The 16965-nt window shown below is 43.3% G+C and carries 12 protein-coding genes; 8 read left to right on the forward strand and 4 right to left on the reverse strand.

All coding sequences use genetic code 11. The annotated features are described in order from the left end of the window. A partial coding sequence (locus ACRBG0_RS23700; RefSeq protein ID WP_431489325.1) for a hypothetical protein occupies positions 1–1939 on the reverse strand: 1939 nt, incomplete at its 3' end. Between the two features lie 235 nt (positions 1940–2174). After that, complete coding sequence (locus ACRBG0_RS23705) at positions 2175–3815, reverse strand: O-antigen ligase family protein (protein ID WP_431489326.1); 1641 nt, start codon at positions 3813–3815, stop codon at positions 2175–2177. 653 nt (positions 3816–4468) lie between these two features. On the opposite strand from ACRBG0_RS23705, the gene ACRBG0_RS23710 reads away from it, so the two are divergent. From ACRBG0_RS23710 to ACRBG0_RS23720, 3 genes are all read left to right on the forward strand, one after another. Next, positions 4469–5158 carry a nucleotidyltransferase domain-containing protein gene (locus ACRBG0_RS23710; protein ID WP_431489327.1) on the forward strand — a complete coding sequence of 230 codons (690 nt, stop codon included), beginning with the start codon at positions 4469–4471 and terminating at the stop codon, positions 5156–5158. Continuing rightward, positions 5151–6626 carry a B12-binding domain-containing radical SAM protein gene (locus tag ACRBG0_RS23715; protein WP_431489328.1) on the forward strand — a complete coding sequence of 492 codons (1476 nt, stop codon included), beginning with the start codon at positions 5151–5153 and terminating at the stop codon, positions 6624–6626. Before ACRBG0_RS23710 ends, ACRBG0_RS23715 begins: the two co-directional genes overlap by 8 nt. A gap of 141 nt (positions 6627–6767) precedes the next feature. Beyond that, complete coding sequence (locus tag ACRBG0_RS23720) at positions 6768–7574, forward strand: class I SAM-dependent methyltransferase (RefSeq protein WP_431489329.1); 807 nt, start codon at positions 6768–6770, stop codon at positions 7572–7574. Positions 7575–7638: 64 nt separating this feature from the next. Here ACRBG0_RS23720 and ACRBG0_RS23725 read toward each other — a convergent pair whose 3' ends face one another. Next, on the reverse strand, positions 7639–8478 hold the full coding sequence (locus ACRBG0_RS23725; protein WP_431489330.1) for a metallophosphoesterase family protein: 840 nt from the start codon (positions 8476–8478) through the stop codon (positions 7639–7641). A 41-nt stretch (positions 8479–8519) separates the two neighbouring features. Here ACRBG0_RS23725 and ACRBG0_RS23730 point away from each other — a divergent pair, with 41 nt between their 5' ends. Together ACRBG0_RS23730 and ACRBG0_RS23735 are read left to right on the forward strand one after the other, a co-directional pair. Then, positions 8520–9320 carry a class I SAM-dependent methyltransferase gene (locus tag ACRBG0_RS23730; RefSeq protein WP_431489331.1) on the forward strand — a complete coding sequence of 267 codons (801 nt, stop codon included), beginning with the start codon at positions 8520–8522 and terminating at the stop codon, positions 9318–9320. Positions 9321–9427: 107 nt separating this feature from the next. Next, positions 9428–11872, forward strand: coding sequence for a CotH kinase family protein (locus ACRBG0_RS23735; RefSeq protein WP_431489332.1), 2445 nt, complete (start codon positions 9428–9430; stop codon positions 11870–11872). A 43-nt stretch (positions 11873–11915) separates the two neighbouring features. Here the strand turns inward: ACRBG0_RS23735 and ACRBG0_RS23740 are convergent, their stop codons facing one another. Further along, on the reverse strand, positions 11916–13007 hold the full coding sequence (locus ACRBG0_RS23740) for an SGNH/GDSL hydrolase family protein (RefSeq protein WP_431489333.1): 1092 nt from the start codon (positions 13005–13007) through the stop codon (positions 11916–11918). 721 nt (positions 13008–13728) lie between these two features. Here ACRBG0_RS23740 and ACRBG0_RS23745 point away from each other — a divergent pair. Genes ACRBG0_RS23745 through ACRBG0_RS23755 form a run of 3 tightly spaced genes read left to right on the forward strand, consistent with a single transcriptional unit; the run spans position 13729 to position 16919 of the window. After that, on the forward strand, positions 13729–14667 hold the full coding sequence (locus ACRBG0_RS23745; RefSeq protein ID WP_431489382.1) for a B12-binding domain-containing radical SAM protein: 939 nt from the start codon (positions 13729–13731) through the stop codon (positions 14665–14667). Between the two features lie 2 nt (positions 14668–14669). Continuing rightward, entirely contained in the window at positions 14670–15437 is a 768-nt protein-coding gene (locus ACRBG0_RS23750) for a class I SAM-dependent methyltransferase (protein WP_431489334.1), read from the forward strand. Positions 15438–15440: 3 nt separating this feature from the next. Then, positions 15441–16919 carry a hypothetical protein gene (locus ACRBG0_RS23755; RefSeq protein WP_431489335.1) on the forward strand — a complete coding sequence of 493 codons (1479 nt, stop codon included), beginning with the start codon at positions 15441–15443 and terminating at the stop codon, positions 16917–16919. The last annotated feature ends 46 nt before the right edge of the window (positions 16920–16965 follow it).

A 16965-nucleotide genomic window follows, 5' to 3' on the forward strand; every position in this document is an offset into this window, starting at 1 on the left:
CGTAGTCGCCTAAGTCTGCACCGCCGGGGATACTTATCGTGCCGCTTAGGCTCGTGGCCGAAGCTGCTGTGCCGGTGAAGGTGATCGTTGTACCGCCATTCGTCAGTTCTACACAATGACTGCTCGACCAGGTCGTCCCCATACCCGTTAGCGTGACGCCAAAAACATCGCCTTGCTCGCCGGTATCAGGACTCAGCTCAATTCCACAACTGTAAACCGTGATTAAGCCTGGTGGAATTGACGCATCACAACCAGCAGGATCACAACAAGCGCCATTAGGCCCACAGCCGAAGGTAATTTCACCATTATCTATTGTTTGTAATGCGCCATCACAATTGCTACCAACATCACTAATGATAATAACGTATTCGTCCGTTGTTGGAGTTGTAAATGTAATAGAACAATCATTCACCGCTGCAATAGCCGAGTTAGATACTACCATCCCGTTATCGCTATCATACAGCGCTACGGTGATGATCGCATCCCAGGTTGCTGGACTATAGCCAGAGCAAAATTCGAATGTATACTGAGAATTTGCAGTTGCAGGCAAGAGATATCCTTCGTTTTGCCAAACCTCAATACCAAGTACTACTGGTCCACAACTATTATCACAAGGAATCCCAAAAGATACAAGGTCCTCCCATGGAACATTTACACCACCGGTCGTTTCAAACTGATAACAGGGCATAGCAGTCATCGGGTTTTCAATCACATTGGTTGGAGCAGCCTGAGATAAGACGACACTTATGCACCCTGACATAGGGTCAGTATAGGTATAAGTTACCTGAAAACTACCTTCACCTGCTACTAATGGATCAAAGGTAAAGGTCATTCCATCTCCATTATCCGTAACTCCAGGCCCACTAAACACACCTCCGGTTAAATCTACCATTGGAACAATCAATTGAGGACCACTAGACAGGCACAAATTTTCTTCTAAAATCACCATTGGTGTCGGGCAAGCTATTGCCGTGACTTCAAAACAATCGACACAACTACCATTGATAGAGCCGCCGCATGTTCCTGAATTATCATCGTAAACAACTACATCGTAATCGCCTAAGTCTGCACCAATAGGGATACTTATCATCCCGCTAAGGCTTGTCACTGAGGTAGCAGTGCCGGTAAAGGTTATCGTTGTACCGCCGTTCGTCAATTCTACACAATGACTGGTCGGGGTAGACCAAGTCGTACCTATACCCGTTATTGTTATACCAAACACATCGCCTTGTTCGCCTGTATTAGGGTTCAGAGCGATGGTTGCTGGTGGTGGGCTTGCCACCGTAAAGCAATCTACACAAGCGCCATCTATAGAACCACCACATGTCCCAGAATTATCATCGTAAACGACAACATCGTAGTTACCTAAATCTGCACCGACGGGAATACTTACCATTCCACTAAGGCTCGTCGCGGAAACAGCAGTGCCGGTAAAAGTGAATGTGGTGCTACCATTCGTCAATTCTACACAATGGCTACTTGACCAAGTCGTACTGGCGCCTGTTATTGTTACACCAAACATATCGCCTTGTTCGCCTGTATTGGGGCTCAGAGCGATAGTTGCTACTGGCGGGGCTGTTACCGTAAAGCAATCCGCACAAGCTCCATCTGTTGCCCCCATGCAAGTACCTCCATCATAAACTACAACATCGTAATCGCCCAAATCTGCGCCGAGAGGGATATTTATTGTTCCATTCAGAATTGTAGTTGACAGGGGTGTTCCTGAAAAGGTAATTGTTGTGCCTCCATTTGTCAATTCTACACAATTACTGGTCAAGGTAGACCAAGTCGTATTTGTACCTGTTATCGTCACGCCAAATACATCGCCTTGCTCGCCTGTATTTGGTGAAACGGAAATGGTTTGGCTTTGGAGAGCCCCCATTGTTCCAATAGAACAGAGTAAAAAAAGCCAGAAGGCTCTTTGGAGAGAATGTTTCATGAGAATAAAATTTGTTTCCAACCAACACAAAAACGGGTCGTTGCCAGAAAAAACAGTCCATGAAGGGCTTTATTCCCACTACATCAAATTATCAAAAATGATATTTGAGAATAAATAGTCTGTCTTTTCGGATGTAAAAAAACAAAAAAAACGTCGGATCTCCCAGTATTTTCAAAGAGAAGCCCTGTTTTTAACCACCTTAATTTTCGGAATTTGTCTAAGTAGTAGCTGAAAATTATTCCTTAGCATTTACGGCATCCTGAATTTGTTGTAGAAAAACACTCTTCTTCTCCGGATTGCCTTGTGTTTTATTCACCCAAAACAAAGCTTCATCTAGTGCTGCGATTTGATAATAAGAGTAGGCCAAATTAAACATACCTTCTTCAAACTTCGAGTTGATCTGTAGTGCCTTTAGGTATAAGGGGATCGCATTTTCATATTCTTTCAACTGCACGAGAGTGCTTGCTAAATTATTGATTACATTAAAGTTATAGGGATTCACCTCATAAGCATCCAGGAATAAACCTTTAGCTTTTTCAAAGTTGCCCATACTGTATTCCGCTACGCCAGCATACCAATCCAGAGGAATCACCATTGGGTCGACATTGTACCAGATGGAATTGCCTTGGGTGGCATTGTCTTTGATAACCTTAAACTGGTCGCTATTGCGAAAGGTGATAATTTGCTTGCTAGCAGCATCTCCGATATAGCGATAATAACCGACAGGAAGATTAATCAATAGTAGCAGCAATAGGGCGCCTGAAAAAAACATTTGCTGCTTTTTCGAAGCCAATGCAACAAAAGAGTCGCTAGACTCTTTTGATCTTTCATAACCGATCAACGCTAATAACAAAGCCAGTGCTACCAGATGTTCAATCCGTTCTTTGGGAAAATCGAAGAAAGAAATTATGCAAAAGCCTAGCAGTGTGGCCCCCAATAGCACCCAACGTATTTTGAAAGATGGTTTTGATCGCCGAAAGCCTTTCCAAACCTGCCAAAATGCCAACAGAAAAATGCTTCCAAACAGCAACAGACCAACGGTACCAACTTCGGCCCACACTTCTAGATAATCATTGTGTACCCTTGTGAATATCAGGTCTTTCTCCTGCATTCGGAATCCTCCTTCTATATTTTTGCTAGGAAAAAATAGCTTCCAGTTGCCACTGCCATAACCAATGACGGGTTGGTCTTTAATCAACTCCCATGTTTTATACCATACAAAGGTACGTTCTATGGCAGATGCGCTTTGTGAATAGGTAGTAGGGTTTAGATATTTCAGATATTGTTGCCCCGCACCAGTTAGTGATATTATCGCACCGCCAGCTATTACTAAAACAACTACAGCAGGTAGAATTCGCCGAAGGGCTAGTTGTCTAAGCTCACTATTTGAAAGCAAGAAATAGGCCATATTCATCACAGCAAAAGCTCCAATCGCCAGATAAACAGCACGTGTTCTTAGCAGCAAAATCAAAATCAAAACCCAACCTAGCAAGAGATAAATCCATGGCTTTTTATTCAGTTCTTTAAACCAAAAAAGCAACAAGGAAAATAATAAAAAAAGGAAAGAAGAAGCTAGGTTCTTGTGCCCAGAATAACCAGGAACATTGTACACACCTTTCCCATCTAGCCCCGTAGTTGTAGCGACTTCTATCAATTGAACGGTAGGTACTACGCATGCAATAATAGCTGTTCCTATAAGAATCGGAAATAAATAATTTGCATACTTTTTGTCTTCTTCTAAAATCAATCGAAATGCGAGATAGGTAATTGCTAAAAGCAGGCACTTTTGGCTAGTAAAAATTGCTTCACCGAAATTATCTGCCCAACTGACAGAAATAAGATTAAGGAAATAAAAGCCAAACAAGAGGCCATCCATTGGTTTCAGCTTTACCTGCTTCAATTTTGGAAAAATAAGCAGCACTGCCCAAAAGCAACAGACTGTTGCCGCAATAAATCGACTAACATGAAATTCATCTATCAGCACAGGAGCCTTTATTAAAAAAGTAATCAATAAGATTCCTGTTATGAATACGTATATGCTTTTACTTTGCGACATTTAAAAACCAGACTTAGAAAATTAGCTTAGGAAATTTGCTGTAATTTAGCAGAATATTACCGTCTGAAGGACTAAAAATACAGCTATTTTTCAGGGTTCTTGAAAATTTCCCTATTCTTGTCGGGCTCTAATTCTCTTGACAATTCTACGGTGTAACGAATTCCATGTTCAAAAATATAAGCTCATATCAACCAGCAACTATTAACGCGAACGACCCTTTGCATCATGTCCTCATGCCGCTTTTGTACTTTGAGATATTCTCATACCCGCTGACTGTTGATGAAATATTGCATTTCTGTCAAGATAAAAACTGTCGCCCAGAAGCGCTAAAAAAATCTTTGCACGAAGGTGTTAAGAAAGGATATATTTTCCAGCACGAGCAATTCTTCCTCTGCCAGAATAAGCCGGAATGGGTAAAACGACGTAAAGAGCATAATCACCGAGCAAGCAGATACCTTTCCAGAGCGTATAAGATGGCACAGCTAATCCGTCGATTTCCTTACGTAAGGGCCGTCTTTCTATCAGGAGCTCTGTCCAAAAATGTGATGCCCAAAGATGGAGACATCGACTACTTCATTGTTACCAAAGCTGGACGATTATGGATCAGTAGAACGCTTTTAGTTTTATTCAAAAAAATATTCCTTCTCAATTCTCACAAATACTTCTGCGTAAATTATTTCGTAGACGAAGAACACTTGGAAATTGAAGAAAAGAATCTTTTCACAGCCATGGAAACAGTGACCTTGGTTCCTCTTCATAACCCAACGATTTATCGATCATTCTATGCTGTCAATGATTGGGCCCAACAGTATTTCCCCAACGCCCCCATGAGGTCGATTGAAAAAACAATCCCCGTTAAAAAGAGCTACATACAAGACGCTATCGAGTCATTACTAAATGGAAAAAGAGGAGACCGGATTGACCTGTATTGCATGCGGACCACCCTCGGCCATTGGCAGAAAAAATTCCGTAATTTTGATCCTGATAAATTCGAAAACGCCTTAAAATCTCGCAGCTATGTCTCCAAACATCACCCTCAGGATTTTCAAACCAAGGTGCTAACAGCCTACGCAGAACGTATCCAAGCCTTTGAAGCCAATCAACAGGTTGAATTAGAGCGCCCCGCATCATTACTAATAAAAGTGACAGAGAATCATGAATAAGGTACTGTTCACCAATGCCTACTTTTATCGTTTTGATACCAAGCAGTGGGAAGACCAACGCCCCTACCCTCCTTACGGCACCATGTATGCAGCAGCTTTGCTGCGCCAAGAAGGCTATGAGGTAGAACTGTTTGACACCAACCTCGCTTCCTCTCCTAAAGAGCTGGAACCTTACCTGGCGCACGCTCCCAATTTTTTGGTGATCTACGATGACGGCTTCAATTACCTCAGCAAAATGTGCCTGACAGTGATGCGTGAAGCAGCTCTTGAGATGATACGGATGGCCCGCAACCAAGTCGATTATATCTTGGTCTGCAGTTCGGATTCTACCGATCATTCAGCCTTGTACCTAGATGCCGGAGCGGATTTTGTGATTAAAGGCGAAGGGGAGTTGACCTTATCGGAATTGTGTGGCTTGCTCAAAAATGGCGAAACCAAGGCTGCTAAGGACATTCTTGGAGTTGCTTATTACAATAACGGGAAGCTCGTCAGCAATACCAAACGTCCGGTATTGAAGAACTTGGATGAACTCCCCGATCCTGCCTGGGACCTGGTAGATACCAGTGGTTACGAAGAAATATGGCGTAATGGACGAGGCTTTTTCTCTTTAAACATTGCGACCACACGAGGCTGCCCTTTTAAGTGCAATTGGTGCGCTAAGCCCATTTACGGCAATCGTTACAATTCTCGCTCTCCGCGCCGAGTGGCTCAGGAAATGGCCATGCTTATGCAGAACAAAGGCGCAGAATACTTTTGGGTTTGTGATGACATTTTCGGTCTCAAACCAGGCTGGGTACAGGCGTTTCAAAAAGAAATTGACAGGCTGGGAATTCAACCTAGATATAAGATCCAATCGCGAGCAGATTTGCTCTTAGAGGCCGACAACATTGACGCCCTTGCAAAATCAGGTCTGGATGAAGTATGGATCGGTGCCGAATCTGGTTCGCAAGCCATCCTCGACGCTATGGACAAAGGAACCCAGGTAGAACAGATTTACGAGGCCACCCGCCTGCTAAAAGCAAGAGGCGTACGGGTAGGCTTCTTCTTACAGTTTGGCTACCTCGGTGAAACCAAAGAAGACATTAAGAAGACCATTAAGATGGTGCGAGAATTGGTGCCTGATGACATTGGGATTTCCGTTTCTTATCCTCTGCCCGGCACGAAATTTTTCGACATGGTAGCCAGTCAACTTGAAGGCAAACAAAACTGGACCGACTCCGATGATCTGGCGATGATGTATCGGGGGACTTTCTCGCCGGCTTATTATCGTCGGCTTCATCGCTATGTACATAAAGTCTTTCGCTTGCAACAAGGCTGGGAAGCATTCACGAGGCTTTTGCAGCGACCATTGCAGGCCAGCGCTAAAAGCCTTCGATCGGCAGCGGCTACGGTGTATTATCTCCCCGCAATGTGGTTGGATCGGATCAGGTTGCAACGGTTGCAACGGTTGCAAGGGACAAAAGAGTAAAGAGAGAATCGCGCAGAGACGGGGAGACGCAACTTTTTTTGTAGCTACCCCGCTGGTCAGGAGACCAAAAAGATAAAGCATCGCAGTCTGGGGGACTACGATGAGTCTGTATAGTTTAGATGTGTCCTAATTAAAGCAAAAGTGAAGCATTCCAAGGCATTTGACGCCATTGCTGGCAGCTACGATGATACGTTTACCAATACTGCTGTTGGTAGGCTGCAACGAACGAGTGTTTATGATTTGGTGACCCCTTACCTCAAGCATGAGCAATGCCGGCGCATTTTGGAGATCAATTGTGGCTCTGGCCAAGATGCTTGCTGGTTGGTGCAACAAGGTAAGACCGTACTCGCTACCGATATCTCGGCGGAGATGATTGCCGTAGCAGCGGCAAAAAAGCAGCAATTGCCTACGGAACAGCAAGATCGTTTGCGGTTACAATCCTTATCGGCGACGGAGTTGTCCAGCCTTCAAGATGAACCTCTCTTTGATTTGATCTTTTCGAACTTTGGGGGATTGAATTGCCTCTCTCCGCAAGAGCTGGTGCCTTTCCTTGAAGATGCGGCCCAATTGTTGCGACCAGGCGGCCATCTCGTGATGGTTGTGATGGGAAGATTTTGCTGGTGGGAGACCTTGTATTTCACCCTCAAAGGAGCTTGGAAAAAAGCCTGGCGCAGGAGAAAGCGCACCGCTACGGATGCTCCGCTGGATGAAAATACCAGTATTCCTACCTGGTACTATTCGCCTTCGGATTTCACCACCAAGGCCCCAAAGGGTTTGACTCAAAAGCGACTGAATCCCATAGGTTTTTGGGTGCCTCCCTCCTATCTTGATCCTTTCTTTGCATCGCGCCCGAAGCTGTTACGCGTACTCCATCAATTGGAGGAAAAGACAAAGCGGTTTTCAGTGATGGCGGGCGGGGCGGACCATTATTTTTTGGTGATGGGGTAAAGGAATATCACGAAAAAACGCCAATACATTAAATTTGTAACACATGCTTATCCTATAAATCCCCCTAGCGAACCACCTCCGGGAAAATCACCTCCTCCCTCCCCTCCTGTATCCAGCGGACAGTTACCGTCACCTGTTTTTGTTCATCTACAGTGATCAGTAGGTAATTGTCGGTCTTGTTGTTGCCCATGCCACTGGCGACAAGGTGAACATTGTCTTTACGATCGGCGAAAAAGGCTGTGAGATTTCCCGCAGCGGCTACATCTCCAGCAAAACAGTAGACCGGCTTTTCTGTGGCAATAAGCATGGGCATTACCTCTGACAGAAAATTCACCTCCGGTGCTCGTCCATCCAAGGAATTGGGGCGATACTGCTTGTATTCATTATCTGGCGCCCACCAAACAAGGTGATGGAAGAACAGGAAAATGTTATCATACTTAGGGGCTGTAGCCAAGGTTTCTTTTAAAAACGCCATTTGCTCGCCCCAGATATTCCAACCGCCTAAACCCGGGTTGAGGAGAATACAGAGGTCATTCTCCTGCTCAAAAGCAGAGTAGGTGATGCCGTAGCGATCTTTGTAGGGTGATTTATGGCCTTCGTCGTGATTGCCCGTAGTGAAATGAGTGGGTGCCTTTAACTGTGTCAATTGCTGATCGACATGGTTCCAGGAAGTGTCATTGCTGTAGTAGACGATATCTCCTGTGAGGACACCGAAGCGCATATCAGTGTATTGATTGAGGTAATCAAACTCAGCGACAAAGGGCATGTGCAGGCCGGGAGTGGGTTTCTCTTTGACGCCGTAGGTGTGGCCAGCGACAAAGAAAGTATATGCCCGAGGCGGCCGATCAGCACATCCCGATAAAATTAGTACGAAAATCAAAAAAACAAAGGTATTTTTGGTCATAACTTAGCGTTTCTTATCATTCATCAAACATACTAAAACGAGTGACGCATTACAAGAATGTACTTGACCACTATGCCAATACTAATACGTCTTTTCTCCACGGAGCAGGCATTGAAGGGTCCAAGCATTTATTGAGTGTGGCAAAACTAGCAGGAAACGAGAGCGTCTTTGAATTGGGCTGCGGGACGGGTGCAAGCCTTATATTATTAAAACATAATTTCCCAAATCTAGATATCTGCGGAGGTGATTTATCTCAGACAATGCTAAAGGCTGCCCAGAAAAGAATCCGTTTTTGTGGCCTACACAAGCAAGTAACACTTTACAAACTGCAGCAAAACCAAGCCATTCCTTTCCCCGACAATAGTAAGGATGTCGTTTGGATTGAATCTGTATTGGCCATCCAAAATGATCAACAGTTTGATTTTTTGCTAACGGAAATACATAGAATCTTGAAACCAGGAGGGAAACTTGCCCTTAATGAAACTCTCTGGTTACCACACGTAACCATTGAACAAGCCAACCGCCTTAATGAGGAATGTCAAAAAGCATTCGGTATCATTCAAGCAAATGCAAACAATGCCAGGCTAGACACCTGGCGAAACACTATTGAAAACAAAGGATATAGTATTGATTATCAAGAAAATATTGAAAGCTTCTCTGGCTCAACCTTATGGAACAACAGCTATCGATCTAAGCTATTTGACGCTTGGAAAAAAACCAAGCAATTAGTCAATCTTAAGTACCGATCAGATCACAAGACAATTAGTCAAAAAGGAGAACAAATCATTAGCAGCAAGGTTAAAGTACTAAATGCCTATGTTGTGGTCGCTCGAAAATGTTGATAACTCGAAATATTTTGAACCATATAAGGAATATAAGGGCATTTAAGGTTTTCTTTCTGGGGGTTCTGTTTATTCTACATGGCTGCACAAAGGAAACATCGGCAGATATGAATCTGCCCTTGCCTGATTTGCGGATAGAAATTGACGCGAAAGCCTTTCAAAAAATCAAGCAAAAACGTGCGCAAGCCTTAGCTCGGGGTCTTCTAGTCAGCGAAAAAGATGATTTCGTGCCAGCAAAGATCACCCTGGACACTCAACAATACACCGCAGAGATTCGACTCAAAGGAGACTGGCTCGACCACCTCAAAGGGAAAAAATGGTCATGGAGAGTCAAACTCGGCGACCACCAAGCCCTCTGGGGTACTCGCCGATTTTCGCTACAGCATCCCAAAACGCGTTACTATTTGCACGAATGGGTCTATCACCAAATACTCGAAAAAGAAGGGTTACTTACGCCACAATACCAATTTGTTGAGCTTTGGCTAAACGGTGATTATAAAGGAATTTATGCTTTTGAAGAACACTTCAGTGCCGACCTTCTGGCGCGTCAGCAACAACCAGATGGCCTTATTTTCAAATTCAATGAGGATGGCTTTTGGCAAACCCAGGATTTTCGGATACGATATGGTAAAAATATCACGCCAAACCTCCCTGACTTTGAAGCCGCTGACATTGAAGTTTTTCAGCAAAAACGCACGCTTGGTGACAGCCTGCTTTCCACTGCTTTCCTTGCGGGAAGGACGCGCATGGAGCAACTTCGCTCAACGGAGAATGACACGTTAAATGCCCCCTACATCGATATAGATTACTGGGCAAAATTCCTGGCGCTCACTGACCTCTTTGAAGCGTACCATGCCTTGCGTTGGCACAATATGAGGTTTTATTACCATCCTCATACGACCCAACTTTACCCTATAGGATTTGATGGTTACGGAGAAAGTGGCATTTATCGTTGGTTTAAAAAACCTTTTTTAGGCTTTTATCAACCAGAAAAAGCCAAGGTCTATTTTGCGGAAGAGTACTTCCTTTTCAAGTTGTTTCGAAATGCAAAATTTCGCGAACGCTATGGTTATTATCTCCACATTTATTCAGCACCAGCATTCTACCAAAAGACAAAAGAGGAATTAACGGAAAAACTCGACAAGCTCGCTCCTATTTTACAAAAGGAATTTCCTGACTATGAATATTCCTTGGATCAACTTGGAAAGCGAGTCAAAGATTTGAGGCAGCTTTTAGAAACTTACAATTTCGCAGATGATAGCAATTTTGAATACACCATCTATGACCCCATGTATGAAGATTGCGCTACCAGTGTGCCCTTAGCCGCTATTGGCATAAAAGCTTATCGGTCTGAAGATGGTGATGTTTTGGTTCAAAATTACTTTTGCAAAGAAATCACTCTTGAAGCTACCGGGCCAAAGCGCTCTAAGCCATTGCATCCGCTTGATCAAAATTTACAGCTTCCGCCTTTTGACATTCATTCGCCCATTCCTGCTTTTTCGGCTATCAAAAGTTTATCAAGCGACCAGTATGTTTTTTATAGCGTGGCAGGAGTTGATTATTGGTTTAAGCAAAAAATAGCACCTTGGCCAGCGACGCCTACTGCTTTTCTGAAAAAAGAGGAATTGCAACTTGACACCACTGTTTTTGTACAAAAAGGCAATCTTATCTCCATCAAGTCAGGAACCCACCAATTAAGAAACGTTCAGGTTATTCCGGAAAAATACGAGCTAAATATTGAGCCCGGAACACAGCTCGATTTCCTACAAGGCGCAGCACTCCTTGTTTATGGCCCCGCAAACTTTACAGGCACAGCAAAATTGCCCATCAAGGTTATTTCCTCTGACCAGACAGGTAGAGGTGTCCATTTTTTTCAGCAAAACCCTGTGCAAATTGTCCATCTTCAGTTCAGTGACCAAACGACTTATCAGGACCATGGCCTCTTGCTCAATGGTGCGATGAGCTTTGATGGTTCCTCCCTGCACTTGGCTCACAGTGTTTTTAACAACATTGATGCGGAAGACGCTTTAAACATCAGCCAGTGCCAAGATGTAAAGCTTGAATCACTTATTTTCAGAGATGCTACCGGAGACGGGCTTGATATCGATTTTTCTACGGGAAGCATCCAAGATCTGAGTTTCAATAACCTTGGAGGGGACGCAGTAGATGTTTCGGGAAGCAATTTTAAAATCGACCAAGTTGATATCGAAAACATAACAGACAAGGGCTTCTCTGTTGGTGAAGGAGCTATCATAACGGCCAAAAATCTTACGATCAATAATACGTTTACCGCAATAGCGGTAAAAGATGGTTCTAGTGCAGACATTCACGCTGTCAATATTACTAATGCCGAATATGGGTTAGCGGTTTTTACAAAGAAAAGCACTTACGGAAATGCTCGTCTTGCTATTCGCGATGTAAAGTTCGATGTTATTCGGGCGCAAAATTTTGTCCTTGAATCTCCACACAAACTTAGCGTTGATGATACGACACAGGCATTCACACATTTGCCGTTACAGTTACTTCCTGTTTTTTATCCACCAGAAGAGTAAGAGCATTTGCTACTCTCCAAGCAAACAAAGGATCACATGCGTTTTATTCCCTTAAATAATCATACAATACTTGAGCAATTAATTGGTGGGCGTGTGCATTCCAGTGCGGATCAATCTCAAATTCGAATCGCGTTTTATTTTCCCTGTAATCAGTATGAAAGTGCGTACTAAAATCTATCAGCTCTACATCGTGAACTGCACAAGCTTCTTTTAGTATTAGTCGATATTTATTCAAGGAGCTTTCGTCAAATCGACTATCGTCATATATTGCTTTTCTCAGTGCGTCTATGGTAATTATGATTCTTTTACCAGGAAACTCTGCTTTAAATTGCCCGATTGTATATTCAACTGCTTTTTTCATCAGAGGCAGTCTGATGGTCGTATTTTGTCTATTGATACTGGCTGGATTTGACGTTTCCTTCTTAAAGAGCCTCCTTAGTTTAGTTACTTTTAGGTTATGATATAAATATCTACCTGTTGCACAGGATTTTAACCATCTATTAAGGCGCCCTTCGTCTAGTGACAAAGATGATGGCGGAATTTCATTGATCAGGGAATCCTTAGTTATTTTATAAGTCCAGAATCTACGCCTCAAAGAGGGGTCGGAAAAATCATAGACAGATTCATTGAAGTCGTTAAACACCACATTTATCAGTAATATATCAGGATTGAAATTCGCCACCACATACCTACTCATATTCAAGTAATTCGACAAGGGAGAGCCAGCCATTCCAAAGCTATACACATCCATACTGTCTTTTAGATTTTCATGCAAAAGCTCGGGAAACGATTCATCAGTATTAACCTCTAAACCCATTATATAAGAATCTCCAATTATTGCAAGCCGAGGTTGGTGCTTGCTTTTTTGATAGTCATGGTCGCTTATCCAACCAAAATTATTGACCTGCCATCTTGTTGTATTTTTCGCCCACTTTCCCATTGAATGAAATCCAGTTCTCTTTCCATTAGTAGAAGGCTTCAGAATTATATATTCTTTATCGAATTCTAATCTGGGGACTTGAGAAGCGCATAGAACAAATCGGAAAACAATAAACTCAAAAACCAGAAAAAGTAATACAAAAGTGGGTATGCTAATTAGAACGAAGTTTTTAAGGAAGTTTCTAGCTTTTTTCATTGACCAATACTTTACTTGTATAGATTTTATTGCTCCCAGTGTCTTATTTTACAGTAAAACTGTCTTATTCTAAAACTTCTCAGGCGAGCATCAATGTTTGGTTGACAAGTAGACTCAATATTACTTAGGAATTTATGACAATTTGTTATGCTCATTAGAAAGCAGCAAATTATTTTCATTCTGCATTCAAAAAATACAGCTTTAAAAGCTAAAATCAGGAATTTTGACCTAAGTAGTTACTATTTTTGACACATGAATATTTGCTTTACCCATGCTTACTACATGTTTGAGGATGAGAAGGAACAGAAGATCAACAAACCTTATCCTCCTCTGGGTCTCTTGTATCTCAGCGCCTGGCTCGAACAGCATGGTTATGACAACGAGGTCTACGACACGACTTTTTCTTCTTTTCGTGACCAACAAGCCTACCTGCTAGAACAGCAGCCCGACATCATTGCTATCTATACCAATTTGGTGACAAAACTGGGGGTCATTGCACTGTTGAAGTTCANNCTATAATATCGACAACTATCTCGCAACTGGTGCTGACGTATTGGTGATTGGAGAAGGTGAACAAAGTATGCTGGCGCTGGTAGAAGCCGTTGAACAGGGATTACGGCCACATTTTGGACATATTCCGGGTTTGGCTTTTATTGATGAAGATGGAAAAGTGACCCAGACGCCAGCGCGTAAGCACCTCCGAGCGGTGGATGAATTGCCGATGCCCAACCGTAAAAAAATCGATTTAAAGCGTTACTTAGACCTTTGGAAAAAACATCATTCTAGAAGTTCGATCACCGTGAGTACCCAGCGTGGCTGCCCCTATACCTGCCGCTGGTGTAGTACTGCCGTTTATGGACAATCCTACCGACGGAGGAGTGCCGCCAAGGTAGCTACAGAGCTAAAAATGCTAAAAGAGGAATACCAACCCGATCAAGTTTGGTTTGTCGATGATGTTTTTACCGTTAGCCACAAATGGCTGGCGAGCTTCCGCGATGAGGTTCTTCAACAAGATGCTGTCATCCCTTTCGAATGTATCACCCGTGCCGAAAGGCTCAACGATGAGGTGCTCACGATGCTTAAGGAAAGTGGCTGCTTTCGGGTCTGGATTGGTGCAGAGAGTGGCTCACAACGTATCATTGATGCGATGGACCGCCGTGTATCCGCCGAGCAGGTACAACAGATGACCATTGCTACCAAGCAAGCAGGCATGGAAACCGGCACCTTCATCATGCTTGGCTATCCTGGTGAAACAGAGGAAGATATACACCTCACCCTCGATCATTTAAAGAAGGCCAATCCCGACCATTTTACGATTACTATCGCCTACCCCATCAAAGGCACTGGCTTGTATGAGGATATAAAAGATAAAATCACAAAGCAACCCGATTGGTTTTCTAGTACTGACCGGGATATTGATTTTCTTCGAACTTATCCACGGAAATATTATGACTATGCTGTGCGATGGGTCGTTAACAGTGTCCAATTACATAAGCTACAATTGGCCCATCAGCAAAACACCCTACCAGGATGGAAGCTCCAGCTAAAAGTAATTGTTGCTCGTCTGGGAATGCTTTGGTCTAGAACAGGTGTAAAAAAGGGAATGTATTCAAAATCAGGCAACTCGCGCAGAAACGCAGAGCCCGCAGAGGTTTTTTAACTATGAAACTGACCGACGACTACCCGATAATAAACGACTTGGTATATCTAACGCCGCCAGTGAATGACTTTGAGACTGCCTACCTGGAGGCACGTGGAAAAGAAGGGCGACTGTACCCGGATGAAATTGTTAAGCAACTCCCCTATCTTCCGTCAAAACACCCTCAGGCTAGAGAATGGAAACTGCGGCAATACAATGTCCAGCTGCTGATTGAATTACTCAGGAAACAGCCAAAATCAGCTATTCTTGATTTAGGCTGTGGCAATGGTTGGCTAACCCACCAGCTCGTCACCAATCAGGAGGTTAAAGTTCTCGGTATAGACATTAATACCCCAGAGCTCGAACAAGCAAATCGGATATTCGCAAGTGGCCAATGTTCCTTTGCCTACGGCGACATCTTCAAGGCCACCTTGCCAGAACAAAGCTTTGATCTTATCCTTTTGGTTAGCTGTATTCAGTATTTCCCTGATTTAAACAAGCTGACACACTACCTGACAAGCTTATTAAAACCCGAAGGAGAGCTACACATCATGGACAGCCCCATCTACACCGCAACGCAAGTAGCTCAAGCCAAAGCCAGAACGCAGGCCTACTACCAAGAACAAGGTAGCTCAGGAATGAAAAGCCACTACTATCACCATTGCTGGGAAGATTTGGGTGACTCCTCTTATTATCTACATTATAATCCTGGTCGTTTAATCAACAAGCTGATGCGGAAGGTTGGCGTAGCGAGAAGTCCCTTTCCTTGGGTCATCATCCGTAAACCATGATCCATGGTTAAAGAAGAAAACGAGGTATTCCTAAATCGCTTTTTTTGGCTAGTAGCTCTGCTGCTGATTGTCCTCCGATTTTTACATTTCCAGCCGCAGTTGGACCTGCCCCATGATTGGCGTCAGGCCGATACGTTTTTTTATATCTGGGATTTTACCGAAAACGGTATTGACATTATGCACCCTCAGGTAGCCTGGATGGGAAGTCATGGAGAACTTGTACTGGAATGCCCGCTGCCCGAAGCCATTGTAGCTCAATTACAGCGATGGCTGGGGCCGTCTATGCTTTTATCCAGAAGTGCCTTTTTCTTGTTTTTCTTATTTTCTGCTTACTACTTCTATCGCGTCACCGAATGGCTTTTTTCGATCACTATAGCACAATATGCAACATTAATCTTCTTGGCCTTGCCGCTTAGTCAGTTCTACTCCCGAGCTATCCATATTGACTTTTTTGCACTCGGCTTTGCTTACGCTATGTTTTACTATGCTATGAAAGCGGTGGCACGTAGCTCATTGCTTTTATTGTTGCTCAGTAGCCTATTAGCAATACCAGCATTCCTTGTAAAGGTGCCCTATATCTTCTATCTGGCCCTCCCAATTTTAATCTACACGTGGCAACAAAAAAAACTGACCTGGTTGATAACTCGAAGCATTGTTTTTGTCCTGCCGTTAGTATGTTTTCTGCTTTGGCGAGAGCATGCTTACTTGGTTAATGATACCGCACCTGATTGGAGTTACATCCTGCATTATCGCAAATTCACGGACAACGCTTCCTGGTATTTTGGGGTATGGCAACAACGCCTCTCTCTTTACCATTGGAAGGTTACTTCCATCAGAATGCTGCTGGAAGTAGGAGGGGCAATAGCTATACCATTAGCCTTTACAGGTTGGTGGGCGAAGCGAACAGATAAGCAAATGCCTATTCTCTATGCTTGGGGGATAGGACTATTGATTTATCTATTGATTTTCTTTAATCTCAATGCCATTCATAATTATTACCAAATCCCCTTCCTAGGGTTTGTTGCTATTCTGGCTGGCTTGGGAATTGACCGTATCAGTTCTATAAAAAAGGGATGGGGCTTGACCGTACTTATAGCGTTGGTCGTTTGCAGTACATGCTATGCCGAATACAATTATTATGATAGACCAAAGGCTATTGAAGAGATCAGTCAGTTGGTAAAAAGCAATACATCCACGAGTGATTTTCCTATTGTTGTTTATCAAGATTTTGATTGCAGAAATCCTCGAATCTTAGCGCGCGCCCAAAGAATGGGATGGTCCTTGGAAAGTAAAGCCGCAAAAGCAGAGGTAATAGAAAGGCTTCGAGAAGAAGAAGGTGCAAGTCATTTGTTCTGTGTTGATCCCAGGATTGCCAATGATTCTAAGACACAGTTTCCGCTTACCGTTATAAAACTGGACAGCATACTATTAAAAACTAGTAACGACTATTTGTATCAACTGGAATTGCAGCCTAATCAATAATTGCACCTTTAAACAACCAAATCCGAGCTATCATCTGTGGAGACTA

It is taken from the genome of Lewinella sp. (assembly GCF_050633125.1).
GTDB lineage: Bacteria > Bacteroidota > Bacteroidia > Chitinophagales > Saprospiraceae > Lewinella.

Bases quoted from the DNA above. Each gene is read 5' to 3' on its own strand.
- ACRBG0_RS23705 (WP_431489326.1), bottom strand. From the start codon at position 3,815: ATGGATGGCCTCTTGTTTGGCTTTTATTTCCTTAATCTTATTTCTGTC.
- ACRBG0_RS23740 (WP_431489333.1), bottom strand. From the start codon at position 13,007: ATGAAAAAAGCTAGAAACTTCCTTAAAAACTTCGTTCTAATTAGCATA.
- ACRBG0_RS23755 (WP_431489335.1), top strand. From the start codon at position 15,441: ATGGTTAAAGAAGAAAACGAGGTATTCCTAAATCGCTTTTTTTGGCTA.
- ACRBG0_RS23715 (WP_431489328.1), top strand. From the start codon at position 5,151: ATGAATAAGGTACTGTTCACCAATGCCTACTTTTATCGTTTTGATACC.
- ACRBG0_RS23750 (WP_431489334.1), top strand. From the start codon at position 14,670: ATGAAACTGACCGACGACTACCCGATAATAAACGACTTGGTATATCTA.
- ACRBG0_RS23735 (WP_431489332.1), top strand. From the start codon at position 9,428: ATGAATCTGCCCTTGCCTGATTTGCGGATAGAAATTGACGCGAAAGCC.
- ACRBG0_RS23725 (WP_431489330.1), bottom strand. From the start codon at position 8,478: ATGACCAAAAATACCTTTGTTTTTTTGATTTTCGTACTAATTTTATCG.
- ACRBG0_RS23710 (WP_431489327.1), top strand. From the start codon at position 4,469: ATGGCACAGCTAATCCGTCGATTTCCTTACGTAAGGGCCGTCTTTCTA.
- ACRBG0_RS23745 (WP_431489382.1), top strand. From the start codon at position 13,729: ATGCCCAACCGTAAAAAAATCGATTTAAAGCGTTACTTAGACCTTTGG.